We start from the raw sequence: 25226 nt of genomic DNA on the forward strand, positions 1-25226 counted from the left end.
TGTCATTTTCGTCATTGGGGCTTCGCATGCAATTTGGTGTCGACACTCTGGTGGATCTGCTGAAGGCGGCGGGAGAACCGACCCGCCTCCGTCTTCTGGCGCTGTTGGCGGCGGGAGATCTTACCGTCACCGATCTTACCGAAATTCTTGGCCAGTCACAGCCCCGCATCTCGCGTCATCTGAAGCTGCTTGCCGAGGCCGAACTGATAGACCGCTATCAGGAGGGCGCCTGGGCCTATTTCCGCCTGAAGCAGGAAGGATCCGCTTCGACGCTGATCCGCACGCTGCTCGATGTCACCGACGAGGCAGACCCCGTGCTCGTGCGCGACCGGGACCGGCTTGCGTCGGTCAAGCGTGCCCGCGCGGAGAAGGCGCAGGAATATTTCAGCCGCAATGCGTCTGAATGGGATGAGTTGCGCCGTCTGCACGTGAACGATGCCGATGTCGAGGCGGCTTTGCTCGGTGTCATCGGCGAAGAACCGGTGGAGGCACTGCTCGACCTCGGCACCGGCACCGGGCGCATTCTGCAATTGCTGTCCGATCGGTATCGGCGTGCGGTCGGGGTGGATGCGAGCCGCGACATGCTGTCTGTCGCCCGCTCGAACCTGGACAAAGCGGGCGTGCTGTCGGCGACCGTGCGCCACGGCGATATTCTCAATCTGCCGCTCGATGCGAGCGACTACGATCTCGTCACGGTGCATCAGGTGTTGCATTTCCTTGAAGAGCCGGAACTGGCGCTTGCTGAGGCCGCGCGCATGCTGCGACCCGGTGGGCGTCTGGCGATCATCGACCTCGCGCCACACGAACTCGACTATCTGCGCAACGAGCACGCCCATCTTCGTCTCGGCTTCTCCCATGCCGTCATGGCGGAGTGGCTGGCGCGACAGGGCTTGTCGGTCGAGAATGTCGTCGACCTGCCGCCGCAGAGTGCGGCCGGGCGCGGGCTTACCGTGACAATCTGGCTGGCCAGACGCGAAAATGCGACTGCGGCACAGCCTCATTCCGAACCTCTTGTCCTGACGGGGAGCCGATAAGATGGCCCAGAACGAACGCGCCACCAGCCAGCCTTCCAAGTTGAAGGTATCTTTCGAGTTCTTTCCGCCGAAGTCGCCTGATATGGCCGACCAGCTCTGGCAGACCGTCGAGGCGCTTCAGCCTTTCCAGCCGGACTTCGTTTCGGTGACCTATGGCGCCGGCGGTACGACACGGGAACCGACGCTCTCGACGGTCGGCCGTCTGATCGCCCAGACGCCGCTTGCGACGGCCGCGCATCTCACCTGCGTCGCGGCAACCCGCGAGGAGGTTCGCCTGGTGGTGGACGAGTTCAAGGCGCTCGGCGTGCGCCATTTCGTGGCTCTGCGCGGTGATCCGCAGGGAGGCGTCGGTACGCGGTATGAGCCGCATCCGGGGGGCTTCGAAAATGCGGCCGACCTCGTGCGCGGTCTGCGCGAGATGGGCGATTTCGAGGTTTCCGTGTCAGCCTATCCGGAAAAACATCCTGAAAGTCAGGACGAGGCGGCCGATATCGAGATGCTGAAGCGCAAGGTCGATGCCGGGGCAACGCGGGCGCTGACCCAGTTCTTCTTCGACAACGACACGTTCGAACGCTATCTGAACCGCGTGCGCGCGGCCGGCATCACCATTCCGATCGTACCCGGCATCATGCCGATCCAGAACCTGAGCCAACTCAAGCGTTTTGCCTCGATGTGCGGCGCAAGCGTGCCGGAGCGTCTGGATCGACGTTTCGAAGGCACGGAGGGCGACGCGCAGGCACGGGCCGAGGTTGCGGCCGATATCGCGGCCGAGCAGATCGCCGACCTTGCCAAGCGCGGCATTGCGGAATTCCATCTCTACACCATGAACCGCGCCCCGCTCACCGTCGCAACGCTGACTCGCCTGGGTTTGGGCGCACAGTCGAGCAGTCTGTCGGGCGCTGCTGCCTGAAGAGAGTGTGCTTGAGGCCAAAGAGAAAGGCGCGTGACGGTTCCTGTCACGCGCCTTTTTTGAATGGTTGAAGCATTTCTGCTGGAGAGGCCTCAGCCGGCCGTCTCATGGCGGGTGGTTCGCCTGATCTGTGATCAGATGAACAGCATCGTGGCTATGAAAACAAACGCCGCACCGACGATAAGGACATTAAGCGAATTGGTCAGTCCCATTGTGTGCCTCCTTGCGTTGACCGTTAGATATTATGTCCGATTTGTGTCAGCGAAAAGCGGAATCTGTGCTGCGCTGCCGCATAGATCGGTGGATAAGGTCATGGCTGTTTGTAAAACACTCCAGATATCAGGGAGTTCCGGACCTCTCCCCAAATATTAATGGAGGTTAATTACGGTGAGGGTTGGCGTCGTTTCATGGCGCGAACTGGCGATCTGGGTGTCGCAATTCCGGCGGTTCTTCTTCTGAAGGTTCCGCCGACGGAACCATTCGCACTGCAAAAAAAAAGGCCGGAGCAACAGCCCCGGCCGGCATAACATAGGAGCGCTCGGCGCTGATGCGTTCAGAGGGCGTTCAAGAGTGCTGACGTGGCCCATCCATCGGCCGGCAGGCCGAGGCGCTGTTGCTCCTTCTGGATGGCGACGCGCGTGCCCGAGCCGAGAATGCCGTCGATCTTTCCGACGTCATAGCCAAGACCCTGAAGTTTGGTCTGGAGAACCTTCATCTCGTCGACGCTGAGGCCTGGCTCCGGATTGCCCTTCTGGTAGGGCGGGGCGCCGGAGAGACGGGTGGCGAAATAGGCCGCCGAGGTCGTGTAGATGAAGGACTGGTTCCATTCGAGGTAGATGTTGAAATTGGGGTAGGTGATGAAGGCCGGGCCCTTGCGGCCTTGCGGCAGGACGAGCGAAGCGGGCAGGGCGGCAAACGCGGTGTCTCCGTCCCGCGGCACGACGCCCAGCTTGAACCAGTCCGCTGCCGTCATGGTTCCGCCGAGGCCTGATTTGTCGAAGGGCAGGTTGTCCGGAATGGTGACTTCCTGGATCCAGGGTTCGCCGCGCTTGAAGCCGAGATGCTGGATGAACTTCGCGGCCGTCAGGATGGCGTCCGGGCTGCTCGTCTTGACGTTGATATGCCCGTCGCCATCGCCATCGACTCCGAACTCGATGATGTCCTTGGGCAGCATCTGCACCTGGCCGATTTCACCGGCCCAGGCGCCGGTATTGGTCGCGGGGTCAAGGTCGGCATGCTGGACCATCTTGATCAGTGCCAGAAGCTGGGGACGGAAGAGTTCCGGGCGACGGCAGTCATGCGAGAGAGTGACCAGCGCATCACGCGTGTTGAAGTCGCCCTGAACGGCGCCGAAATCGGTTTCCATCGCCCAGAAGGCGGTGATGACGCCAGAGGGGACGCCGTATTCCTGTTCGGCGCGGGCGAAGGTGTCGGCAAACTGCTTCAGCTTCTGTCGGCCGATATCGAGGCGGGCCTGAGAGACCGTGCGCTGGGAGAATTCAAGGAAGGTCTGACGGAAAACACCCTGCGAGCGGTCGCGTGACAGCACCTTTTCGTTGATCTGCGCACCGGCGAGCGCTTTCTCCACGACGTCTGCCGGGGTGCCGGCTGCGATGGATTCCTGGCGAACGCCGTCAAGGAAAGCGCCGAGGTCGCCGCCGCATTGCTGGGCGAAAGAGAGGCTGGTCGAGGCGAGCAACATGACGAGGGGGAGGCTGAGACGGGGGGCGAGCTTCATCAATCGGTCCTTTGAATATGCCTTGGGGAGGTCGCGGCAACACTGGACGGACATGACGACGGTTCTGTGGCGTTTCCGCAGCAAACGTAGCTCTCTGACTGCCTTTGCGTCATGTATCGGCAGGCAGGTTTATCATTTCGAGACCGCGGCGACCCAATTGTGCCAGTTCTTCTGCGTGCCGGCAAAGACGTTGATGTCGGTATCGCCCTTGATGCCGGGGATCACGCCTGTGGACGTGTATTGCCAGAAGGCCCAGCGGCGCTCGGAATAGATCTCGCTCGGATGCTGGGCGACGGCGCGGACCCAGAAGTGATAGTCGTCGAAAGCGCCAGTCAGATTGTCGCGATGGAAATCGACCGACGTATAGATGATCGGCCGCTTGCCATAATAGGCCTCAAGCCTGTCCATGAAGCGCTTCATCTCGCTGCGGACGGTCGCTGAATCCGGCCGCGTGCGGCAGGTCTTGGAGGAGGGGTTCCATTCGGCATCAAGCACCGGCGGCAGCTGGATCGCCTCACGCGGGACGTTGGCGATGAACCAGTCGGCCTGTTGGTCTGCGGTCGAGCAGAAATAGTAGAAATGGTAGGGCGCGTAAGCGAGGCCGGCCGCGCGGGCGCCCTGCCAGTATTCGTTGAAGCGCGGGTCGAGACGGTCGCCTCCTTCCGTCGCCTTGATGAAGACGAAGGAGACGCCGGAGCGCTTGACCTGCCGCCAGTCGACGTCGCCGTTCCACTTGGAGACGTCGATGCCGTGCACCTGATGGCGGTGCGGTGTCTTTCCGCCAAAATCCTGCGGATCGGTGTCGTGGAAACGCGGCGAGACGGAGGCCGTCTCCATCAGGTCATAACTGCCCGAGGTGCAGCCGGCAAAGAACAGGCAGAGGGGCAGAAATGCCGTCGAAAGCCACCGCATCTGATATCCATGGGTCAGATTGAATCCTGTGCCCGGACAGACGGTGCGTGCGGTCCGATGCGTCGAGACTCCTTGTCCACCCATCATGGTTAAAACGGGGTTACATGCAATCCATCTGAAGCAGCGATTTCGGTGACGGGGCTAGTCTTAGCGCGAGAGCACGGCGTGCCAGGCATAGCCGCGCCACAGAGGCTCGAAGGTCAGCCGGGTTCCGGTTTCGGAGGCCCTGTCCTCCAGCACGTCCCGCAGGTCGGCCCGCGGGGTGACGTGGAAGCGGGCGAGCCAGGCTTGAAGGCCCAGTTGTGCCAGGCGGGGAAGGCGTTCCTGCTGGCCGAAATCGACGATGTGCAGAGAGCCTGATGGAGCGAGTGCTGTGATTGCGCGGTCGATTGCGGCCTGCCAGTCGGGGATCATCGACAGGGCGTAGGAGATCATCACCCGGTCGAAGCCGCTCGTGCCGAAGTCTTCGGGAGAGAAGCGGGTGGCGTCTGCGACGCGGAGCAGCGGTTGATCGCTCTCCTTGCGGAAATTGTGCCTGGCAGAGACCAGCATTTCCGCCGAGATGTCGAGGCCGTGCAGAAGCGCCGTGGGATAGTGGCGGCGGGCCAGGAGCAGGTTGCGACCCGTGCCGCAGCCGATTTCAAGCAGAGTGCCCCCTTTGGGCATATCGAGACCCGCGATCATCCGGTCTCGTCCGAGCAGGTAATATTTGCGGGTGAGGTCGTAGATGTGCCGCTGATAACGGTACATCGCGTCCATACGTTCGGCATGGCCGGGCTGATCGAGGGCCGTGCTCTGGTCGGCGCTCATGCAGGGCGCTTCTCGTAGATGTGGAAGCCGCCATAGATGGCCGAGCGGTCGCGCTTGTCGAGGGCCGCAGACTGATCCGCCAGATAGGACCACTGTTCCAGCAGGCTGTCGGAGAGCTTTCCGTTGAGCACGCTGACTTCGGCTGCCGTGCGGAAAATGACCCGCGCGCCGGGGGCAGCGGTGCGGGTGATCTCGGTCCAGAGTTCGTTCAGCTGGCGCGGCGTCATCCAGTCCTGGGCGTCGAGCAGGACGAAACGGTCGACAGTCCCAGCCGGCTTCGCCATCAGAAGCTCGGTAAAGCCGGCATGGTGGACCGTCACCCTATAGCTACAGTCGCGGATGCGTTCGTGATGCTGCGGCTGCAGATAGGTGGGCATCCGGCCCTCTTCGGGCCGCGGATAGCGGCGGGCGAATGCCTGCCAGGCGAAGGGATTGTCCTTCAGCGGGAAATAGCAGGCGAGTTTCTCCAGCCGGTGGCGCAGGATCGGTGCGATCGTGCCTTCCTCGGACAGGCCAGCAAGCTCGTCATATTGCTGTGGTGGGATGCCTAGGCCAAAGAGCGAGCTCTTGCGTGCGGTCAGCCAGCGGACGAAGGGGCGGTCGAAGAGCGGTGCGATGCGTGTATCGAAGACGTGGCGCTGTTCACGCAGCGACTTCGTCTCGACCATTTCTTCGAGCCTCACACCATGGGCGCGGGCGAGGAGGTGACCGATGGTGATGAAACGGCCGAGCAGGCCTGTGCGGTAGATATTGCGGGTGAAAACGCTGACGCGCCGGCGGCCAGTGAGACCGCGCTGCTGCCAGTAGCGGTGCGAGGTTTCATCAAGATGCGGCGCGATGTGGCGGTCGAAGAGCGCGAGATTGCCGCGGTCGCCTGCGGTACCGAGGAAGCTGAGGACAGCGGCGTGATCCGGCAGGTGGCGGAAGGCGGTCAGCTTGAGGCGGTTGAGGGCGACGTGGTTGGGGTTGAGGTCGACCACATCGATGGAGGCAGGGCGGCGGCTCAGATAAGCCAGCATGTTGCATCCCCCGGACCCGATGGTGACGATGCGATGGTTCTCGGAGAGTGCCATAGCCTCCATGTCGACTTCCGGATCTTCCCAGATCTGCGCGTAGACGAGGCCCGAGAAAAGCAGCCCGAACAGCCGCTCCGAGAGGCCTGCGGCCGAGAGAGGGGCGTGCTGAAGCAGCGCATCCTTCAGCTTCTTGTTCTGGTGAAACCCGGCATCCGGTGCAATCTCTGTCATGTCGATCCGCCTTCACTTGAGGGTTGTTGGCGTGTAGCGGCCCGGTGCTACAGTTTGATGACGTGGGGCAGGAACGCGCCGGGGCGGCGCATCATTGTCTTGAAAGGGGCGCCCAGACGGCCGCCCAAGGCCCGATAGTCAGTCAGAGGCCTCCTGGCCGGCCCAGGCGCCGTTACGCTGATTCGTGCGCCGAAGGCCGGGGCCTTCGGATATTGCACTCGCCGTTCCTTCCGCGTGCACAGATGTGGGCATCGTTGTTCACGCTCTTTCTCCCGTCATGATTTCCTGATTGCATGGCCGCCAACTGCGGAGGAAAACATGCGTCTCCTGTCGAAACTCGTTGCCGCCCTCGGCGTGCTGTTTGCCGTCTTGCTGATCGGCGTGTGCGCCTGGCTGTGGCTGGCGCCACCAGACCTGCTGCGCGTGGGGACGGGATACGCCGCGAAGATCGTCTGCTCCAATGTCTTCCTGGCCGGACGCGATGCGGACGATGTGCTGGCAGACGATGTCCAGGCGCCGGGGCATCCCCTGCTGAAACTGGTCGGTATCGACGTCGACATGGACAGGCGATTGGTCGAGGCGCGGCTGGCCGGCGTGATTGCGCCATCCGTTGCCGTCTATCGCGAAGGCCTGGGTTGTGCATCGGTGCCGGACGGCGATATCGTGGCCGCACAGGCGATTTTCGGGCCGGTCTCGGAAGCCGAGCCAGCCGTCGACACCATGTCTTGGCCACAGGGGGAGCGGGTGGAGGCTGCAGACACGCGTCTGGCCGCCATCCTGCAGGATCAGGCGCTCCTTGGCCCCTCTTACCGGGCCGTCGTCGTCGTGAAGGACGGACGGATTGTCGGCGAGAGCTACGGCGCCGGTTTCAACGCGCAGACCCCGCTTCTTGGCTGGTCCATGACCAAAAGCGTCAATGGCGTGCTGGCCGCCAAGGTGGCTGCTGAGCAAAACATCGACCTTGATGCCGACCACCTGTTTTCCGATTGGGCCGGCGACGATCGTGCGCATATCCGATTGTCGGACCTCTTGGCCATGCAGAGCGGGCTCGATTTCAATGAAGACTACGGCGACGTTGCCGACGTCACGCGCATGCTCTACCTGCAGCCGGATATGGCGGCTTATATGCGTTCTCTGCCAGCGACCGCGGAACATGGCACGCGTTTCAACTACTCCTCGGGCGAGAGCGTCTTGATCGCGCGGTGGTGGATGTCGCAGTTTTCCGACCAGAAGGCTGCACTCGCCTATCCCCGGAAGGCCCTGTTCGACCCGATCGGAATGCGGAGTGCCGTTCTGGAGGCGGATGCCCGGGGAACACTGGTCGGAAGTTCGTATCTTTATGCGACGGCGCGGGACTGGGCCCGCTTCGGGCTTCTGCTAGCCCAGGGTGGCTTATGGGAGGGGCAAGTCGTGGTGCCCGCAGACTTCATCGCCCGCATGATGACGCGGACGTCCGCCTCAGACGGCGCGTATGGTCGCGCACAGGCATGGCGACAGGGGCCCGGCGACGATGCGGATACACGTTTTGGCCTCGATACGGAGGTGCTGTGGATGCTCGGCCATGACGGGCAATCCGTCGCCATCATCCCTTCCGAAAATCTCGTGGTGGTCCGCATGGGGCTGACGCCGAGCCGTGGCGGCTATCGGCCGCAGCGACTGTTGGCTGCGGTTCGCGAGGCCTTGCGATAAACGTGTCGAGGTTACTGCGTCAGGTGCAGTAGACCGCGGCGCTTGGCGTCGTAATAATAGCCACGGGCGTAAAGGCGAACGGCATTGTCGTGATCGGTGTCTGCCACGAGCCAGGCGCCCTTCAGGTATTTGACGGCATATTTGATATTGGTTTCCGCATCGAACAGGCCTTCCGCCGGGCCATCGTAACCCATGGCCTTGGCCGTGTTGTAGCGGATCTGCATCAGGCCGTAATTGCCCTTGCTGTAGGCGGACGGATTGTAGCGGCTTTCGCGACGCACGACCCGATGCACGAGCTCCTCAGGGATCTCGTAAATTTTCGAATATTTCTTGATCAGCGCGTTGAGACGTGTCGGACCGACCGTTTCAGGTGTCGGCTTCAGATCTTCAGGCTCACCGGGGGGCGAAATGTCGAAGGGGTCGCCGAAACTGGTCAGGGCCGTTCTGCGCAAAGGTGCCGCATAGGCGAGCACGACGGGGGCAGGGGAGGCAGTGCTTGCCGTCGCGCCGGGTTGCGCCACGGCGGGGGTGCTTCCGGGCGGAGCGACAGTTGCCTGGATTGGTGCCGCTGCAGCTGTCAGCGTCTCCGGGGCGGGAATGCCTGGCGGCGTGGTTACCATGGCCAGAGCCTGGGTTGCCGCAGTTTGCGGCGCCGTGGCCGACAGTGCGGATGCCTTCAGGGCCGGGATGGGGGCCGCCGTCTCTGTACCGGGGATGATCGGCGCGGGGCCGGGGTTGGCGGCTGCCAGTTCTGCCTGGGTCATCGGGGCCTGGCCCGCAACCTGTGGCTGACCACTTGTTGCCGCTTCAGCAGCCTTTGCGGCAAGCATTTCCGGGGAGTTCGGATTCGCCACCGGCGCCGTCTTCACATCCGCCTTCACGCTTTCATCGATCGCGGTGCATCCGCCGAGTCCGGACAGTACGGAAACTGCCAAGCACAATGCGATTCCGCGGTCTTTTCTGACGATCATGCCAATATCCGTCTACAAGAAGCAGGCGATCAGCTGGCCAAATCACCGCCGATCAGATTTCCGTTTCTTAATCTAAGCCCAGCATTGCGGCAAGCTTACGGTCGAGATGACCTCCGCAGAGGCTCATGCCGCGATCTTCCGGTAGCCCGCAGTGACCGTGCCGGCGGAGATCAACAGGGTACCGCTGGCGCGCGTAATGCCCCGGCGCTTGGGGTGTTTCCTCAGGATTTCCCGTATCTTGGCGGCTGCAAGCGCATAGGCCAGCGAGGTCGCGACCGAGAGTGCTGTGAAGGTCGCGGCAAATTCCCAAGCTTGCGACCACATGACCTGGCCGGCTGTCATGAATTGCGGCAGCAATGCGACAAGAAACAGCGTGTTGCGGGTGTTGCGCACCGTTTCGCTGCAGCAATGGGCGATGACTCGCAGTGGCTTTTCTTCCGGCAGATTGTCGTTGTCTGCAATCAGGCCGCCGGCCACCGGCGCGCGCCAGGTCCGGATGGCGACATAGACGATATAGGCGCTGCCGAACCATGCGGCATACTCATAGGTGACGGGCGGCATCTGAAGAAGCAACCAGAGCGCCGAGAGCGCCACTGCGATTGACATCATGTTGCCCAGGGTGACGCCGGTCACCGTGGCGAAAGCCGTCTTCTTGCCGTGTCCCAGCGCATAGGCCATGACCAGCAGCGCCGACCGGCCGGGCACGGCCAACAGCGCCGCAGAGGCGACGGCGAAAACAATCCAGCTTGCATCGGACATGGCATTCACTCCTCATTCTAGAGGAAGCCAGTTTTCTGAGCCCAGGTCAATTGATCGGACGATACTTCTGGCCGAGATAGTCCATCACTTCCTTGAACCACGGTGTCGAGAGGTCGAAGGGTTTGCCGCCGCGAATGCGCGGGAACTCGATCGTGCGCAGACGACCACCCTGGTCTTCGTCGTGGCCGGTGACGCCGGATACCTTGTTCAGGCCGCTTTCGACAGCGAGGTCGACCATGCTCTGGATCAGACGAAGATCGTCGTAATTGGCCGGTGCCGAGCGCGCGTAATAGCCTGATTTCTGGACCATTGAGCGATCGGCATCGAGCAGCTTGGCGAAGTGCTTCTGGAACCAGTTGCCGACATTGATGGTGTCCAGCTTCACATGGCCGAAGGCATCGCGCTTGATCTCTTCGCCGGCGGCTTCACGCTCTGCGACGATCTCGTCCATGCAGGCGCCTTCCGAGACAAAGAGCGTGACGAAGCCAGTGCGGTCCATGATGTCCTTCAGCCGCGCGGCTTCACCCTCCATGTCGAAATGCGTTTCGGGCAGATAGAGGCCGTCGATGTTCTTCAGTTCCTGATTCATCATGAAGCCGTCGACATATTCGTTGTGCTTCGTGCGCTGCATATAGGCACGGGCGGTCGCGGCGGTCAGCCAGCCGCAATGGCGTCCCATGACCTCGTGGATCACAAGCGTGCGCGGCGAGGCGCTCTGCTCGTTGGAGACGTGGTCGAAGAAACGGGCACCGACTTCTGCCGCCGTCCAGGCGCCGAGCGTCTGCTTGATCGGGTAGACGTCGTTGTCGACGGTCTTGGGCATGCCGACGACCGTCAGGTTGTAGCCGTTGGCGCCGAGATAAGCGGCGAGGTCGGCCGCGGTGGTGTTGGTGTCGTCGCCGCCGATCGTATGGAGAATGGTGATGCCGTCTGCGGCCAGCCGCTCGGCTGCCACCCGCAAGGGGTTCTCGCCTTCCTTCACCAGGCCACGCTTCACGCAGTCCGCCGTGTTGGTGAGCTTGACGCGGCTGTTGCCGATCGGGGAGCCGCCATAGCGGTGGAGGACATGGGCCTTCTCGCGCATGTCCTTGGTGATCTCGATCTTGTAATCCATCAGCAGGCCGCGGAAGCCGGACTTGTAGGCGACCAGTTCGACCTCAGGGGCGATGTCGGTGTAGCGCTCGATCAATCCGCCGACGGCGGAGGAGAGACAGGGTGCAAGCCCCCCGGCGGTCAACATCGCGACTTTCTGCTTGGCCATCGATCCTCCTTGGGCAGACGTCCCGGACGTCGCCATCAACACTGTCGGGTGGCAAATGGATGCGACAGCCGTGTCAAGGTGTAAAGCAGAAAATGCAAGGATTTCCGCGCTTTCGCCGTTTCTTGATAGGCATCCATGCGGAATTTCGGTTTCAATCGTTTCAATCCCGAACTTGCGGATTTCTGCAGCTGTGGAAAAGCGGGCGGGCGTGCGTGGGCAACCATGCGACTTATCGCTTTCAGCAAAACCAATTCAACATGAAGAAACTTTAATCCCGTTGAATGGGCCGATCTCCTTGCTTTTTACCCCCATATTTGGTCAATCTCAGTCATGATTTTCGATTTCGCCTGCGAACAGATATCGTCGTTTTGGGACCGTTTGCTGGGCGCGATCGGTGAGACGGCCAGCAATGTGATCGGGAGCATCGTGGAAGCGGTGCGCACCGCCTTCGAAGGCGATCCCGAAACCCGCCGTCGTGTGTCCTTCTCTGTGGCCATCATCGCGTTGTCGGCGAAGATGGCGAAGGCAGACGGCGTCGTCTCGAATGCCGAGGTCGAAGCCTTTCGCAAGATCTTCGAGTTCCCGCCTGAGGAAGCCCGCAACGTGGCGCGTCTCTACAATCTTGCCCGCCAGGACGTGGCCGGTTTCGAGACCTATGCGAAAAACCTCGCGAATATGTGCCGGACCTGCGACCAGTTCTGCCCGGTCTTGGAAGACATCATCGATGCGCTGTTCCACATCGCCAAGGCCGACGGTCTGGTGCACGAGAAGGAACTCGCCTTCCTTGCCCGCATCGCCGAGATCTTCTCGATTTCCGAAGAGCGTTTCGCGATGATCACCGAACGGCACATCCATGTCGACGGGGATCCCTACGGCGTGCTCGGCGTGAAGCCATCGGACGATTTTGCGACCATCCGCAAGAAGTATCGTGCGCTTGCCGCCGAACATCACCCTGACCGGTTGCATGCGCGCGGGATCCCGACCGAGTTTCACAGCGTCGCCAATCATCGCATGGCGAAGTTCAATGCCGCCTATTCGGCGATCGAAAAGGCGCGCCGGGCGGCATGACGTCGTTTATCGCGGATTTTGCCGGTGCCGAGGTTTGCCCATCGCCCAATCACGGCGAGCGGGTCGGTGTCGAGCGGCCCGACATTCTCCTTCTGCATTACACCGGAATGCCATCTGCCGAGGGTGCGCAGGCGTGGCTCTGCAATGTCGAGAGCCAGGTCTCCAGCCATTATCTCGTGCATGAGGACGGCCGCGTGGTGCAGATGGTGCCGGAGGCGCGGCGCGCCTGGCATGCCGGCAAGAGTGTGTGGGGCGGCGAGACCGACATCAATTCCCGCTCGATCGGAATTGAGATCGCCAATCCGGGGCATCCCGGCGGACTGCCGGATTTTCCGGATCGGCAGGTCGAAGCACTGATCGAATTGTGTCGCGATTGCGTCGAACGCCACCAGATCCCCGCAGAACGCGTGCTTGCACACTCCGATGTGGCGCCCATTCGCAAGGTTGATCCGGGTGAAAATTTCCCTTGGGGAAAACTTGCTGCGGCGGGCATCGGGCACTGGGTTCCAGCGTCGCCGATCGGTGGCGGACGCTTCTTCCAGCGTGGCGATGCCGGTCAACCGGTCGAAGCGCTGCAATCGATGCTGTCGCTTTATGGTTATGGCATTGAGATCTCGGGCGAATACTGCACGCAGACCGAGGGCGTGGTCGCTGCCTTCCAGCGTCATTTCCGACCCGCCAAGGTTGACGGCGTGGCCGACAGTTCGACCATCGAGACCCTTCATCGGTTGCTGACGGCCTTGCCGCGATACGCCTGATTACCGGGTGCCGTTTGCGCCCGCAGGAGGGGCTTGTCGGAACGCGCTGGGGCGGGAAATGTTGCAACGCCACACGAATTCCTTATTGCCGGGGTCTAAAGGCCGGGCTGAACGCGATGGCGGCTCCACACGGCGCCCGTCGCAAACATCAACACTGAAGGTCTGAAACGGGGAGCCCACGAGGGGCTCGCGACGCATGCATTGCGTCCGCTTTGACGCGCGCCGGTTCGACCTTTCCACGGAGACTGACCTTTCCCATGACAAGACGACTGGTTGCTGCTGCGGCATGCCTCGCTATCCTTTTGACTCACGTGCAGACCGCAACGGCGGGCGAGAAGGACGGCCGCTCCGTCTGGTCGCTGAAGACGATTACCCGCGACGCCGGATTTCCGGTGGCGCCATCCTTCTCCAAAAGCCCTTACGGCAAGATCATCTCGAAATACGCCAAGACCTATGGCGTGCCCGTCGATCTTGCCCATGCCGTGGTCCGCATCGAAAGCAACTTCAATCCGAAGGCCAGGGGCAGCGCCGGCGAAGTCGGTCTCATGCAGATCAAGCCGGCGACCGCGCGCGCCATGGGCTATCGCGGCTCGACCAAGGGGCTGTATGATCCCGAGACCAATATCCGGTACGGCATGAAATATCTGTCCATGGCGCATGAACTGGGCGGCGGGGAGACCTGTGGCACCATCCTTCGCTACAATGCAGGACATGCTGCCAAGCGGATGAATCCCGTCTCCAAACGGTACTGCGGCAAAGTCATCGCACTGATCGGCAACTGACAAAGCTGTGATCGAGTCGCTCGCCTTGGTGGACACTTATGCGCTCCATGTTATCACCGGCTATCGATTTCAGGTGGTGATGTAATGGTTGAGCATTTCAGTACGATTGTCGTCGGTCGTGGCATGATGGGTGCGGCTTCTGCCCGGTATCTCGCTCTTGCCGGTGAGAATGTAGCGGTCATTGGTCCGGATGAGCCGAAGGACTGGGGCCGGCACGAAGGTGTCTTTGCCAGCCATTACGATGAGGCGCGTATCACCCGCACCATCGATTCGGACCCGGTCTGGGCGCGCATGGCCAATCGCTCGATCGCCCGCTATGGAGCGATTGCCGAGGAGAGCGGTATCGCCTTTTACCACGAAGTCGGTTGCCTGATTGTCGGACCGAAGCGGGGAGGGAACGATCCCCTGGTGGGCCGGGTGTGCTCAGCTGCTGAGGCGCTTGGTGTGGAGACGGATCTTCTGTCTGCGGCCGACTTGAGACAGCGTTTCGACTATTTCGATTTCGGCGATGGCTGCGAAGGCGTTCATGAGCAACGCAATGCCGGCTACGTCAATCCGCGCCGGCTGGTGCAGGCACAGAGCGCGCTCGCCGAGAAGGCGGGGGCACAGATCATCCGCCAGGCGGTGGTGTCGGTCCGCGAGGAGCCGGGAGCCTGCGTGGTGACCACCGATGACGGCGCTGTCTATACGGCAGAGCGTGTGCTGGTCGCGGCTGGCGGCTTTACCATCAACGAGAACCTGCTGCCTCGCGCTCTTGATCTCAAGGTCTATGGTCGCACAGTCGCCTTTTTCGAAATCCCGGATGCGGACCTCCCGTCTTATGCCGGCATGCCGTCGCTCATTCACCACCCCGAAGATCCGACCGACCACATCTACCTTCTGCCTCCGGTGCGCTATCCCGACGGCAAGACCTATCTGAAGATCGGTGGTGACCCGGACGACCTGCCGCTGGAAACCGAGGCGGAGATCCGGGCCTGGTTCCGGCGAGGTGGACGTATCACCACCCGCAACCACCTGCAGCGGATCGTCGGGCAGATCGTGCCAAGCCTGGCACAGGCGCCGATCTCCATGGCCGCCTGCGTGACCTCGTTTACGCCCGAGAATTATCCGGCGATTGGCTATGCCAGCGAGCGTATCGCCGTGTTGACGGGCGGCTGCGGCGCCGCCGCCAAGAGTTCGGATGAAATCGGCCGCCTTGGTGCCGAACTGATCCTGCACGGCAGGATCGTCGATGATGCCTATGGCGACGTTTTCCAGCCTGTCTTCACAGACTGATTCACCAAAAGCGTCCAAGTCACCTTTCTGTCGTCATTTTCGTTGGCTTTCAGGCGGCGCGTCGTTTAAGGACCGCTTGCCAGTTGGCCGGGCAGCCGCGCTTTACCAATGCCGAAAGGCGGTAGGGTGAGGAAAGTCCGGGCTCCACGGAAATACGGTGCCGGATAACGTCCGGCGAGGGTGACCTCAGGGAAAGTGCCACAGAAAGCAAACCGCCTCGCATGCGAGGTAAGGGTGAAAGGGTGGGGTAAGAGCCCACCGCGTCGCTGGTGACAGGGACGGCACGGTAAACCCCACCGGGAGCAAGACCGAATAGGGATGACGCGGGTGGCGCGCAAGCGCCATTACAGCCTGTTTCCGGGCCAGTCATCCGGGTGGGTTGCGCGAGGCAGCGTGCAAACGCTGTCCCAGATGAATGGCTGCCACGTCCCGGGAAACCGGGGCCATACAGAACCCGGCTTACAGGCCAACTGGCAAAATTCTCCCCCGTCTCCAGACGTCGTCTCGGCGCTCGGCCAAAGTTTCGGTCAAGCGCCTGAAACTGCGGCCAGAAAACTGCATGGGGCATCTCATGCAGGATCTGCCGCAGCGCCGCTCCGCATCGGTCTAAATCTCCTCTCAAAACAGGCGTTTCTAACCATTCGTTAAGCTTAACCGCCTATCAATATTTGAAGCCCGCAAAGGGTGCAGCCCGACCCGTTCCCATTGACGCCCATATTGTCCCATGGTATCCCATCTACATGCTGTTGCGGGGGACGTGTTCGCCCCCAAGGTTCGGAAATCGCATGGTCTCTCCCGTGTTTCGGGCGGGTCTTTTCCGGGTGATGCGACGGCGGGTGTTGTCATGTGTGTGCGGGGGTCGATCACCGGCTTCCCGATTTCGAGGAGGTCGGTCGTCAGTTATGAACCGCTTCCTGTCCAATGCGACAAACAGGATCGATGCGAAGGGGCGGGTTTCCGTCCCTGCGGCCTTTCGTGCCGTTTTGCTGCAGCGCGACATTCAGGAGCTTTATTGTCTCCAGGATTTCGTCTATCCGGCGATCAACATCGGCGGTCCCGATTTGCTCGAGCGATACGAGCGGAGGATGGCGACCGAGGATCCCTTCGCATTGGAGGCGAACGAGATGTCGCTGCTTCTTCATGGCGGCGGCGTCTTTATGCGACTCGATGCCGAGGGGCGGTTGGCGGTGACGGATTTTATTCGGGATTTCACGGGGATTTCCTCGGAGGTCTGTTTCGTCGGTCGGTCGGATCATTTTCAGGTGTGGCAGCCGCAGGCGTTTTCGGACGCTCAGGCGAGAGCCAGAGAGGTTGTCAGGCTGCGGGGCCTGAGGACCTGACAAAACGGGGAAACGGAATGGCGGCGAATCTTGGCGAAGGGCTTTCCGATGCCAATGGCGGATCGGTTCGCCACATTCCGGTTCTTCTCGATTGCGTGCTGAAGGCGCTGGAGCCGCAGGCGGGTAAAGTCATTCTCGATGGGACTTTTGGTGCGGGCGGTTACACGCGCGCCATCCTCGATGCGGGTGCGGACGTCATCGCGCTTGATCGCGACCCGAATGCGATTGCCGGCGGTCAGTCGATGGTTGACGAGTTCAATGGCCGGCTGACGCTCAATCACACGGAATTCTCGGCTCTGGCCGATTTTGCCCCAGGGGGCGGCCTCGACGGTGTCGTGCTCGATATCGGCGTTTCCTCCATGCAGATCGATGAAGCCGAGCGCGGCTTCTCCTTCCAGCGCAACGGGCCTCTCGACATGCGCATGTCATCGTCGGGCGTCTCGGCGGCCGATGTCGTCAATCGGGCCAAGGTGTCAGACCTGATCCGCATCTTCGGTTTTCTCGGAGAAGAAAAGCATTCGGGCCGAATCGCGCGCGCGATCGAAAAGCGCCGCCTGAGCGAGCCCTTCCAGACGACCCGCGATCTCGCGAACCTGATTGAGACTGTCAATCCGCGCAAGGCCAAGGACAAGATCCATCCGGCAACGCGCGTCTTCCAGGCGCTGCGCATCTTCGTCAACGACGAATTGGGTGAACTGGCGCGGGCGCTGTTTGCGGCGGAGCAGGCGTTGAAGCCGGGTGGGCGCCTCGTCGTCGTCACCTTCCATTCGCTTGAAGACCGTATCGTCAAGAAGTTCTTTTCGGAGCGCGCCGGCAAGGCGTCAGGCTCGCGCCACCTTCCCATGGTCGAAGCACGCAAGGCGACGTTTGAGCCGGTGGGCAAGGGCATGGTTGCGGCGAGCGAGGAAGAGGCTGAACTCAACCCGCGTGCTCGCTCAGCCAAGCTGCGCGCCGGCATTCGAACGATGGCGCCGCCGGAGAAGCCGGATATGGCGATCTTCGATCTGCCCGACCTTGCAACGCTTGAGAAGATTGGAGGCTGATTGTGCTGCGAACCTTCGATTTTCTCCTGATCGGTTCCATGGCGGCGGCTGCGGCCGTGACCTACCAGATCAAGCATGACACCGATAACAAGGCCGCTGAGGTCCGCCGTCTGGAGGCCGAGATCAAGCTGGAGAAGGACACGATTGATCTGCTCCGGGCTGACCGTGCCCTTCTCACCCAGCCGAACCGCCTTGATCGCCTGGTGAAGACCTATGCGACGGAGCTGCAGTTGCAGCCGACGGCGCCGACGCAGCTTGCCCGCCCGGTCGAGTTGCCGATGCCTAGGGATCAGGTGCCGCAAAAGGAAGTCGCCGAGGGCAAGAAAGCCGCGTCCGATCCGGTCAAGGACCTGATTACGACGGGTTCGGTCAATCCAGCAGAAGCGGTGAATGACTGATGAGCTTTCTGTCGCGTATCATGCTCCTGAAGAGCCAGGCTCATTTTTCCACCGATGTGCAGCGTGGCGGTGCCGTGGTCTCCGGCCCGCGCATCCAGGGAACGGCAAAGCGCAAATCGGCGATGGCGAAGAATCGCGTCGGCCTGATGATCGCCGGATTCTGTGTGGTTTATGCCATCATCGGCGGACGTCTGGTGCAATACGGCCAGGCCGAGCCCGAGACGGTGTCGAGCATCCTGCCGGCAGACCGGTTGATGGCGTCTCGTCCGGATATTCTCGATCGCAATGGCGAGGTTCTCGCGACCGACATTCGGACGGTGTCGCTGTTTGCCGAGCCGCACAAGATCGTCGACCCAGATGAAGCCGTTGAACGTCTGGCGACGGTGCTGACCGATCTCGACATCAAGGGGACATACAAGAAGCTTTCGTCCAAGTCCCGTTTCCAGTGGCTGCGCCGGCAGTTGACGCCGAAGCAGCAGAGCCAGATCCTCGCACTCGGCATTCCCGGCATCGGTTTTCGTCCCGAGAAGCGGCGCTTCTATCCCGGTGGCTCCACCGCCTCGCACATCGTCGGTTACGTCAACATCGACAACCGCGGCATGACGGGGATGGAGAAATACATCGACAACCAGGGGCTGGCGGATCTTCGGGCGCTCGGCATGACCAGCGACACGCCGCTCGAACCTGTGAAGCTGTCGATCGACATCCGCGTGCAGAACATCGTGCGCGACGTGCTGGTCGAAGCCATGGCCAAGTTCAAGTCGATCGGCGCCGGCGGCGTCGTCCTTGATGCGCATACGGGCGAAGTGCTGGCGATGGCTTCGCTTCCGGATTTCGATCCGAACAGCCCGGCCGGTTCGGAAGAGGGCTGGCTCAGCCGCATGGCGAACGGCACGTTCGAAATGGGCTCGACCTTCAAGTCGTTTACGATCGCCATGGGTCTCGATTCGGGCAAGGTGTCGCTGAAGGACAGCTTTGACGCCCGTTATCCGATCCGCATCGGCGGCTTCACCATCAAGGACTTTCACGGCAAGAACCGTATTCTGACGGTGCCGGAAATCTTCCAGTATTCGTCCAACATCGGCACCGCCAAGGTGGCCGACCTTGTCGGTACGGATGCGCATAAGGAGTTCCTCACCCGTCTTGGCCTGCTGACCAAGATGCAGACGGAGCTGCCGGAAGTTGCGATGCCGTCGCAGCCGCGCGAATGGAAGAAGATCAATTCGATCACGATCTCCTTCGGCCATGGCGTCTCGACCACGCCGCTGCAGACGGCGGTTGCCGGTGTGGCGCTTGTCAACGGCGGCAAGCTGATCGAGCCGACCTTTCTTCCGAGGACACGCGAACAGGCGGATCTCGTTGCCAAGCAGGTGATCAAACCCTCGACCAGCGACGACATGCGCTTCCTGTTCGAATGGAACGGGGTGAAGGGTTCCGGCAAAAATGCGCGCGTCGAGGGCTTCGATGTGGGTGGCAAGACCGGTACCGCCGACAAGGTCGTGAACGGTCGCTATGTCGGCGACAAGAACTTCAACGCCTTCCTCGCTGCCTTCCCGATCGACAATCCGCGTTACGTCGTCCTGACCTTCATCGATGAACCGAAGACCGACAAGGGCAATGGCGCAGCACTCGCCGGCAACAGTGCAGCCCCGATGGTGGCGGACATCATTCGCAGAAGCGCCGCAATTCTTGGTGTAGAACCCAAATTCGGGGAAGACGGGTCCGCGTTGCTCGTCTCTTATTGACCAGACGTAAGACAAACGGGGCGATTCGACTGATTTTGCCCCGGAAGGATGGACTGCACATGCTTTTGGGCACATTGGCCGGCGAGGATTACAAGAACCAGGTATCGGCGGCTGGTGCCGCTGGCGTTGAGGTGGCAGGACTGTCTGCGGACAGCCGCAAGGTTGAGCCGGGTACGGTGTTCTTCGCGCTTTCAGGCTCGAAGGCCGATGGCGGCACCTATGTGGCAGACGCTGTCGCCAAGGGCGCTGTCGCCGTTGTCGCCTCCCATCCGGTCGAGGCTTCCGTTCCTGTGGTCGTGGTCGACAATCCACGCCGCTTCCTGGCGCTTGCCGCTGCCCGCCTTGTCGGGCGCCAGCCGAAGACGATGGTTGCCGTCACGGGCACGGCAGGCAAAACCTCGGTCGCATCCTTCACTCGCCAGATCTGGGCCTTTGCCGGCCATGCGGCCGCCCAGATCGGCACCACAGGCGTGATCTCGCCCAGCCGCAACGATTATGGCTCGCTGACGACGCCAGACCCGCTGGCGCTGCATACGTTGCTCGGTGAACTGGCCGATGAAGGCGTGACGCATGCCGCGATGGAAGCCTCAAGCCACGGCCTCGACCAGAACCGCCTCGACGGCGTGGTGTTGTCGGCCGCCGGCTTCACCAATCTTGGCCGCGACCACATGGATTATCATCCGACGGTCGAGGACTACATGGCCGCCAAGATGCGGCTTTTCGATACCCTTCTGCCGAAGGGCTCGCCGGCTGTCATCTATGCCGATGATCCGTGGTCCGACGAGGCGATCCGGGTGGCAACGGCTTCCGGCCATGATGTGCGCACGGTCGGTCGCAAGGGAACCTTCCTCAGCCTGAAGCGGGTGGAACACTTCCGCCACAAGCAGGTGGCCGAAGTGCATCACGGCGATCAGATCTTCGAAGTGCATATTCCGCTCGCCGGTGATTTCCAGATCGCCAATGCGCTCGTTTCGGCAGGACTTGCCATCTCGACGGGCGTGCCGGTGGCCGTCGCGCTGAAGGCGCTGGAAACACTCGTTGGCGCCTCGGGTCGGCTTGAGTTGATCGGCCAGACGAAGGCGGGCGCGCTTGCTTATGTCGATTATGCGCACAAGCCGGATGCGCTGGAGAATGTGCTGACTTCGGTCCGTCCCTTCACCACGGGACGTGTCATTGTCGTGTTCGGTTGCGGTGGCGACCGCGACAAGGGCAAGCGGCCGATCATGGGTGAGATTGCCTCGCGGCTCGCCGATATCACCATCGTCACCGACGACAATCCACGTTCCGAAGTGCCGGCGACCATCCGTTCGGAAATCATGGCGGCCACTCCGAAAGGAATCGAGATCGGTGACCGGGCCCAGGCGATCCGGGCTGCGGTTGCGATGCTTTCGGCCGGCGATACGCTGATCGTAGCCGGCAAGGGACATGAAGAAGGGCAGACGGTTGGAGGAACCACGCTGCCCTTCTCGGATCATGCCGAAGTTCGACACGCCTTGGAGGAGTTCGACCGTTGACCCTGCTCTGGACCTCGCGCGACATGGTGGTCGCCATGGGTGGCCGGCCTTTCGGCCAGTTACCCGACGGTGTGACCGGGATATCCATCGACAGCCGGAGCATCACGCCCGGTGAAGCCTTCTTTGCGATCAAGGGGGACCGGGTCGACGGCCACGACTATGCCAGTCTCGCCATCGCCAACGGCGCCTCGCTGCTGATCGTCAGCGAGGCCAAGCTTCCTGCACTCGGGCGCCTGACCGTTCCGATGATTGTGGTCGAGGACGTGCTCGTTGGTCTGCAGAAACTCGGGGTCGCCGCACGGGACAGGACGGCTGCGACGGTCATCGCTGTTACGGGCTCTGTCGGCAAGACGACGACGAAGGAAATGCTGCGTCTGGCGCTTGAGCCTTCCGGCAATGTCCATGCCGCCGTCGCCTCCTTCAACAATCACTGGGGCGTGCCGCTGACGCTCGCCCGCATGCCAATGGATACGCGCTACGGCGTGTTCGAGATCGGCATGAACCACCCCGGCGAAATCGGTCCGCTGTCGCGGATGGTGCGGCCTGATGTTGCGATCATCACCACGATTGCGCCGGCCCATCTCGGCAATTTCACAAGCGTTGACGAAATCGCCGATGCAAAGGCTGAGATATTCGAGGGCGTGGTCAATGGCGGTGACGTGATCCTCAACCGCGACAATCCCTATTTCGAGCGACTGGAACAGGCGGCTCAGACCGCCGGGATCGAAAACGTGCATAGCTTTGGCCAGCACGCCAAGGCCGAATACCGGCTGGCGGAATTCGATGGTGCGGCGGAACTCTCGACGCTTTGGGTTTCGTTCCACGGCGAGACCCGGGAAGTGACGATCGGTGCACCGGGTCGGCATCTGGCCGAGAATGCCATGGCGGTCTTGGCGGCCGTGTCGCTCGTCGGCGCCGATGTGGATGCTGCGATCGAGGCGTTCGCACATCTGTCGGCGGTGAAGGGCCGTGGTGCACGGCACAGACTGTCGATCGGCGGCGCTTCGCTGACGCTGATCGACGAAAGCTACAACGCCAATCCGGCATCGATGCGAGCAGCGATCTCGGTGCTCGCCTCCTCGCAGCCGCAGTATGACGGCCGGCGGATCGCCGTGCTTGGCGACATGCTGGAGATGGGCGAGTTTTCGCCCTCCGTGCATGCCGAGCTTGCCGGTCCGTTGCTCGCAGCCGGCGTCGAGCATGTCTGGCTTGCCGGCCCGGAAATGGTTGCCCTGCGCGATGCCCTGCCGGAATCGGTCTCGGTCGTCTATCTCGAAACGACGGCGGAACTGGCGAATTTCGTCACCGCAGAAGTCCGCCCTGGCGACGTGGTCATGGTCAAATCCTCACTCGGCATCGGCTTCGGCAAGATTGTTGCGGCTCTGCTTGACAAGTATCCGGCATTCCCCGACACGGAGCGCCACTCTTAATTCGGGCTTTTGGAAAGGGCTCCCATGCTGATTTGGCTTGTGGAACTGGCGAACCACTTTCAGTTTTTCAACCTGTTCCGGTACATCACATTTCGGACGGGGGCAGCTCTCTTCACCTCGGCGGCGGTGGTGTTCCTGTTCGGGCCGATGATGATCTCCTCGCTCCGGGTGCGCCAGGGCAAGGGACAGCCGATCCGCGCCGACGGGCCGCAGACGCATTTCAAGAAGGCCGGCACGCCAACCATGGGCGGATTGATGATCCTCGCCGGCATCGTTGTGTCGTCGCTGCTCTGGGCTGACCTTTCCAATATCTATGTCGTGGCCACGTTGTTGGTCACGCTCGGCTTCGGCGCCATCGGCTTCTATGACGACTATCTCAAGGTGACGAAGCAGACCGACAAGGGCTTTTCCGGCAAGGCCCGCCTCGGGATCGAGTTCCTGATCGCCGGCATCGCCGTCTATTTCATGATGAGTTCCGCTCTGCATTCGGCACCGCAGGGTTCGACTTTCGGCTCCTCGGTCGCCTTTCCCTTCGTCAAGGACTATCTGCTCGATCTCGGCCTGTTCTTCGTGCTGTTCGGCGGCTTCGTGATTGTCGCTGCGGGCAATGCTGTGAACCTCACCGACGGTCTCGATGGGCTTGCCATCGTGCCTGTGATGATTGCTGCCGCCTCTTTCGGCGTGATCGCCTATCTGGCGGGTAACGCGGTTTTTGCCAATTACCTGCAGATCCATTTCGTGCCGGGTACCGGCGAACTTGCCGTGCTGCTCGGCGCCGTCATCGGCGCCGGCCTCGGCTTCCTGTGGTTCAACGCGCCGCCGGCGGCCATCTTCATGGGTGACACCGGGTCGCTCGCGCTCGGCGGTCTGATCGGCTCGGTAGCGGTTGCGACCAAACATGAGATCGTCATGGCGATCATCGGCGGTCTCTTCGTGATGGAGACGCTGTCGGTCATCATCCAGGTCGGTTATTTCAAGCTCACGGGCAAGCGCGTCTTCCTGATGGCACCGATTCACCACCATTTCGAAAAGCTCGGCTGGACCGAAAGCCAGGTGGTCATCCGCTTCTGGATCATCGCGGTTGGCCTAGGCATGCTCGGCCTCTCGACCCTCAAGCTGCGGTGAGGGCGTCATGATCGCGGCGAGCAGTTTCAAGGGCAAACGGGTCGCGCTCTTCGGGCTCGGAGGCTCCGGGCTCGCAACGGCGAAATCGCTGCAGGCCGGGGGTGCAGAGGTTTTTGCCTGGGACGACAATCCAGACAGTGTCGCGCGTGCCGCCGCCGAGGGGATCGCCACGATCAATCTGCATGGGATCGACTGGTCGTCCATCGCCTCCTTTGTCCTGTCGCCCGGTGTGCCGCTCACTCATCCGAAGCCCCACTGGACTGTGGCGCTCGCCAAGTCGGCTGGTGTCGAGATCATCGGCGATGTCGAGATTTTCGTGCGCGAGCGGCGTCGGCATGCGCCCGACTGCGCGTTCATCGCGATCACTGGCACCAATGGCAAATCGACGACGACGGCGCTGATCGCCCACATTCTTCAGGCGAGCGGCCGTGATACGCAGCTCGGCGGCAATATCGGCCGGGCGGTGCTGACGCTCGATCCGCCCAAGTCCGAGCGATATTTCGTCGTCGAGTGCTCGTCCTATCAGATCGATCTCGCACCGACCCTCAATCCGACGGCCGGCATCCTGCTCAACCTGACGCCCGATCACCTCGATCGGCACGGGACGATGCAGCATTATGCCGATGTCAAGGAACGGCTGGTGGCAGGGGCGGGGACCGCGATCGTCGGCGTCGACGACAGTTTTTGCGAGCTGATCGGCGACCGGATCGAACGCTCCGGGCAGAAGGTTATCCGCATCTCGAAACGGCAGCCGCTGGCGGACGGGCTCTATGCCGAGGGCTCTCGGATTTTTCGGGCGGAGCAGGGCGCCGTTTCGCTGCTGGTTGATCTCGATGGCATCCAGACGCTGCGCGGCAGTCACAATGCCCAGAACGCGGCAGCGGCGATCGCCGCCTGCCTTGCGGTGGGCGTGGCCGTCGACGAGATCCAGGCGGGCTTGAAGAGTTTCCCCGGTCTCAAACATCGCATGCAGCCGGTTGGCCGCCGCCATCAGGTCGTCTTCGTCAACGACAGCAAGGCGACCAATGCCGAGGCCGCGGCGCCCGCTTTGTCCAGCTATGACCGGATCTACTGGATCGCCGGCGGACTGCCGAAAGAGGGCGGGATCGCAAGCCTCGCTCCACTCTTCCCACGTATCGTCAAGGCTTATCTGATCGGCGAAGCCGCCTCGGCCTTTGCCGCAACGCTGGGAGAACAGGTGGCCTTCGAGATATCCGACACGCTCGATCGTGCGGTTGCCCATGCGGCGGCCGATGCGGCGCGCGATAGCGATCCCTCTGCCGTCATGCTCTCGCCTGCCTGCGCAAGCTTCGACCAGTTCAAGAATTTCGAGGTACGCGGCGACAGCTTCGTCCGTCTGGTCGCCGGGCTGGACGGGATCTCCATGCTGATCGACGTGCCACAAGGAGGCAAATGA

At 61.9% G+C, this 25226-nt stretch carries 22 protein-coding genes and 1 other RNA gene; 16 read left to right on the forward strand and 7 right to left on the reverse strand.

The window, feature by feature from the left end; genetic code table 11:
* Positions 1–14 precede the first annotated feature (14 nt).
* Both DFO46_RS05255 and metF read left to right on the forward strand, forming a co-directional pair.
* Positions 15–1034 carry a metalloregulator ArsR/SmtB family transcription factor gene (locus DFO46_RS05255; protein ID WP_110791015.1) on the forward strand — a complete coding sequence of 340 codons (1020 nt, stop codon included), beginning with the start codon at positions 15–17 and terminating at the stop codon, positions 1032–1034.
* 1 nt (position 1035) lies between these two features.
* Complete coding sequence (gene metF, locus DFO46_RS05260; protein ID WP_120276580.1) at positions 1036–1944, forward strand: methylenetetrahydrofolate reductase [NAD(P)H]; 909 nt, start codon at positions 1036–1038, stop codon at positions 1942–1944.
* Positions 1945–2497: 553 nt separating this feature from the next.
* Here the strand turns inward: metF and DFO46_RS05265 are convergent.
* The 4 genes from DFO46_RS05265 to DFO46_RS05280 form a co-directional block, all read right to left on the reverse strand.
* Complete coding sequence (locus tag DFO46_RS05265; protein WP_245422600.1) at positions 2498–3646, reverse strand: lytic murein transglycosylase; 1149 nt, start codon at positions 3644–3646, stop codon at positions 2498–2500.
* A gap of 168 nt (positions 3647–3814) precedes the next feature.
* Positions 3815–4594 carry a GH25 family lysozyme gene (locus DFO46_RS05270; protein ID WP_120276582.1) on the reverse strand — a complete coding sequence of 260 codons (780 nt, stop codon included), beginning with the start codon at positions 4592–4594 and terminating at the stop codon, positions 3815–3817.
* 147 nt (positions 4595–4741) lie between these two features.
* Complete coding sequence (locus tag DFO46_RS05275; RefSeq protein WP_120276583.1) at positions 4742–5404, reverse strand: methyltransferase; 663 nt, start codon at positions 5402–5404, stop codon at positions 4742–4744.
* Positions 5401–6651 carry a DUF3419 family protein gene (locus tag DFO46_RS05280; protein ID WP_120276584.1) on the reverse strand — a complete coding sequence of 417 codons (1251 nt, stop codon included), beginning with the start codon at positions 6649–6651 and terminating at the stop codon, positions 5401–5403. Before DFO46_RS05280 ends, DFO46_RS05275 begins: the two co-directional genes overlap by 4 nt.
* Before the next feature lie 318 nt (positions 6652–6969).
* Between DFO46_RS05280 and DFO46_RS05285 the strand changes: the two genes are divergently transcribed.
* The gene (locus DFO46_RS05285; protein ID WP_120276585.1) at positions 6970–8340 is read left to right on the forward strand and encodes a serine hydrolase; all 1371 of its coding nucleotides are present in this window, start codon (positions 6970–6972) and stop codon (positions 8338–8340) included.
* An 11-nt stretch (positions 8341–8351) separates the two neighbouring features.
* On the opposite strand, the gene DFO46_RS05290 is transcribed toward DFO46_RS05285, so the two are convergent.
* From DFO46_RS05290 to DFO46_RS05300, 3 genes are all read right to left on the reverse strand, one after another.
* Positions 8352–9275, reverse strand: coding sequence for a lytic transglycosylase domain-containing protein (locus DFO46_RS05290; RefSeq protein ID WP_245422512.1), 924 nt, complete (start codon positions 9273–9275; stop codon positions 8352–8354).
* Positions 9276–9434: 159 nt separating this feature from the next.
* Complete coding sequence (locus tag DFO46_RS05295) at positions 9435–10070, reverse strand: LysE family translocator (RefSeq protein WP_120276587.1); 636 nt, start codon at positions 10068–10070, stop codon at positions 9435–9437.
* A 46-nt stretch (positions 10071–10116) separates the two neighbouring features.
* A complete protein-coding gene (locus DFO46_RS05300; RefSeq protein ID WP_110790795.1) occupies positions 10117–11331 on the reverse strand; it encodes a pyrophosphate--fructose-6-phosphate 1-phosphotransferase in 1215 nt (404 codons plus the stop codon).
* Positions 11332–11661: 330 nt separating this feature from the next.
* Here DFO46_RS05300 and DFO46_RS05305 point away from each other — a divergent pair, with 330 nt between their 5' ends.
* From DFO46_RS05305 to murD, 13 genes are all read left to right on the forward strand, one after another.
* Entirely contained in the window at positions 11662–12399 is a 738-nt protein-coding gene (locus DFO46_RS05305) for a DnaJ family molecular chaperone (RefSeq protein WP_110790794.1), read from the forward strand.
* Positions 12396–13157: an N-acetylmuramoyl-L-alanine amidase gene (locus DFO46_RS05310; protein ID WP_120276588.1), complete on the forward strand. Its 762-nt coding sequence runs from the start codon at positions 12396–12398 to the stop codon at positions 13155–13157. The genes DFO46_RS05305 and DFO46_RS05310 overlap by 4 nt, the downstream gene beginning before the upstream one ends.
* Positions 13158–13414: 257 nt before the next feature.
* Positions 13415–13939 carry a lytic transglycosylase domain-containing protein gene (locus DFO46_RS05315; protein WP_120276589.1) on the forward strand — a complete coding sequence of 175 codons (525 nt, stop codon included), beginning with the start codon at positions 13415–13417 and terminating at the stop codon, positions 13937–13939.
* 84 nt (positions 13940–14023) lie between these two features.
* Positions 14024–15214, forward strand: a complete 1191-nt coding sequence (locus DFO46_RS05320; protein WP_120276590.1) for an FAD-binding oxidoreductase — start codon at positions 14024–14026, stop codon at positions 15212–15214.
* Between the two features lie 79 nt (positions 15215–15293).
* Positions 15294–15692, forward strand: an RNA gene (gene rnpB / locus DFO46_RS05325) — RNase P RNA component class A.
* A 424-nt stretch (positions 15693–16116) separates the two neighbouring features.
* Complete coding sequence (gene mraZ / locus DFO46_RS05330; protein WP_120276591.1) at positions 16117–16554, forward strand: division/cell wall cluster transcriptional repressor MraZ; 438 nt, start codon at positions 16117–16119, stop codon at positions 16552–16554.
* A 17-nt stretch (positions 16555–16571) separates the two neighbouring features.
* The gene (gene rsmH, locus DFO46_RS05335; protein WP_120276592.1) at positions 16572–17597 is read left to right on the forward strand and encodes a 16S rRNA (cytosine(1402)-N(4))-methyltransferase RsmH; all 1026 of its coding nucleotides are present in this window, start codon (positions 16572–16574) and stop codon (positions 17595–17597) included.
* A 2-nt stretch (positions 17598–17599) separates the two neighbouring features.
* Positions 17600–17995, forward strand: coding sequence for a hypothetical protein (locus DFO46_RS05340; RefSeq protein WP_110790788.1), 396 nt, complete (start codon positions 17600–17602; stop codon positions 17993–17995).
* Complete coding sequence (locus tag DFO46_RS05345) at positions 17995–19740, forward strand: penicillin-binding protein 2 (RefSeq protein ID WP_110790787.1); 1746 nt, start codon at positions 17995–17997, stop codon at positions 19738–19740. Before DFO46_RS05340 ends, DFO46_RS05345 begins: the two co-directional genes overlap by 1 nt.
* Positions 19741–19799: 59 nt before the next feature.
* Complete coding sequence (locus tag DFO46_RS05350) at positions 19800–21254, forward strand: UDP-N-acetylmuramoyl-L-alanyl-D-glutamate--2,6-diaminopimelate ligase (protein WP_120276593.1); 1455 nt, start codon at positions 19800–19802, stop codon at positions 21252–21254.
* Positions 21251–22684, forward strand: a complete 1434-nt coding sequence (locus DFO46_RS05355; RefSeq protein ID WP_120276594.1) for a UDP-N-acetylmuramoylalanyl-D-glutamyl-2,6-diaminopimelate--D-alanyl-D-alanine ligase — start codon at positions 21251–21253, stop codon at positions 22682–22684. The genes DFO46_RS05350 and DFO46_RS05355 overlap by 4 nt, the downstream gene beginning before the upstream one ends.
* A 24-nt stretch (positions 22685–22708) precedes the next feature.
* Entirely contained in the window at positions 22709–23809 is a 1101-nt protein-coding gene (gene mraY, locus DFO46_RS05360) for a phospho-N-acetylmuramoyl-pentapeptide-transferase (RefSeq protein WP_062279012.1), read from the forward strand.
* Between the two features lie 7 nt (positions 23810–23816).
* Entirely contained in the window at positions 23817–25226 is a 1410-nt protein-coding gene (gene murD, locus DFO46_RS05365; protein ID WP_120276595.1) for a UDP-N-acetylmuramoyl-L-alanine--D-glutamate ligase, read from the forward strand.

This window comes from Rhizobium sp. AG855 (genome assembly GCF_003610655.1).
Taxonomy (GTDB): domain Bacteria; phylum Pseudomonadota; class Alphaproteobacteria; order Rhizobiales; family Rhizobiaceae; genus Allorhizobium; species Allorhizobium wuzhouense.

Bases quoted from the DNA above. Each gene is read 5' to 3' on its own strand.
- DFO46_RS05270 (WP_120276582.1), bottom strand. From the start codon at position 4,594: ATGCGGTGGCTTTCGACGGCATTTCTGCCCCTCTGCCTGTTCTTTGCC.
- mraY (WP_062279012.1), top strand. From the start codon at position 22,709: ATGCTGATTTGGCTTGTGGAACTGGCGAACCACTTTCAGTTTTTCAAC.
- DFO46_RS05295 (WP_120276587.1), bottom strand. From the start codon at position 10,070: ATGTCCGATGCAAGCTGGATTGTTTTCGCCGTCGCCTCTGCGGCGCTG.
- metF (WP_120276580.1), top strand. From the start codon at position 1,036: ATGGCCCAGAACGAACGCGCCACCAGCCAGCCTTCCAAGTTGAAGGTA.
- DFO46_RS05350 (WP_120276593.1), top strand. From the start codon at position 19,800: ATGCTTTTGGGCACATTGGCCGGCGAGGATTACAAGAACCAGGTATCG.
- mraZ (WP_120276591.1), top strand. From the start codon at position 16,117: ATGAACCGCTTCCTGTCCAATGCGACAAACAGGATCGATGCGAAGGGG.
- DFO46_RS05305 (WP_110790794.1), top strand. From the start codon at position 11,662: ATGATTTTCGATTTCGCCTGCGAACAGATATCGTCGTTTTGGGACCGT.
- murD (WP_120276595.1), top strand. From the start codon at position 23,817: ATGATCGCGGCGAGCAGTTTCAAGGGCAAACGGGTCGCGCTCTTCGGG.
- DFO46_RS05345 (WP_110790787.1), top strand. From the start codon at position 17,995: ATGAGCTTTCTGTCGCGTATCATGCTCCTGAAGAGCCAGGCTCATTTT.
- DFO46_RS05310 (WP_120276588.1), top strand. From the start codon at position 12,396: ATGACGTCGTTTATCGCGGATTTTGCCGGTGCCGAGGTTTGCCCATCG.
- rsmH (WP_120276592.1), top strand. From the start codon at position 16,572: ATGGCGGCGAATCTTGGCGAAGGGCTTTCCGATGCCAATGGCGGATCG.
- DFO46_RS05265 (WP_245422600.1), bottom strand. From the start codon at position 3,646: ATGTTGCTCGCCTCGACCAGCCTCTCTTTCGCCCAGCAATGCGGCGGC.
- DFO46_RS05275 (WP_120276583.1), bottom strand. From the start codon at position 5,404: ATGAGCGCCGACCAGAGCACGGCCCTCGATCAGCCCGGCCATGCCGAA.
- DFO46_RS05285 (WP_120276585.1), top strand. From the start codon at position 6,970: ATGCGTCTCCTGTCGAAACTCGTTGCCGCCCTCGGCGTGCTGTTTGCC.
- DFO46_RS05320 (WP_120276590.1), top strand. From the start codon at position 14,024: ATGGTTGAGCATTTCAGTACGATTGTCGTCGGTCGTGGCATGATGGGT.
- DFO46_RS05315 (WP_120276589.1), top strand. From the start codon at position 13,415: ATGACAAGACGACTGGTTGCTGCTGCGGCATGCCTCGCTATCCTTTTG.
- DFO46_RS05300 (WP_110790795.1), bottom strand. From the start codon at position 11,331: ATGGCCAAGCAGAAAGTCGCGATGTTGACCGCCGGGGGGCTTGCACCC.
- DFO46_RS05280 (WP_120276584.1), bottom strand. From the start codon at position 6,651: ATGACAGAGATTGCACCGGATGCCGGGTTTCACCAGAACAAGAAGCTG.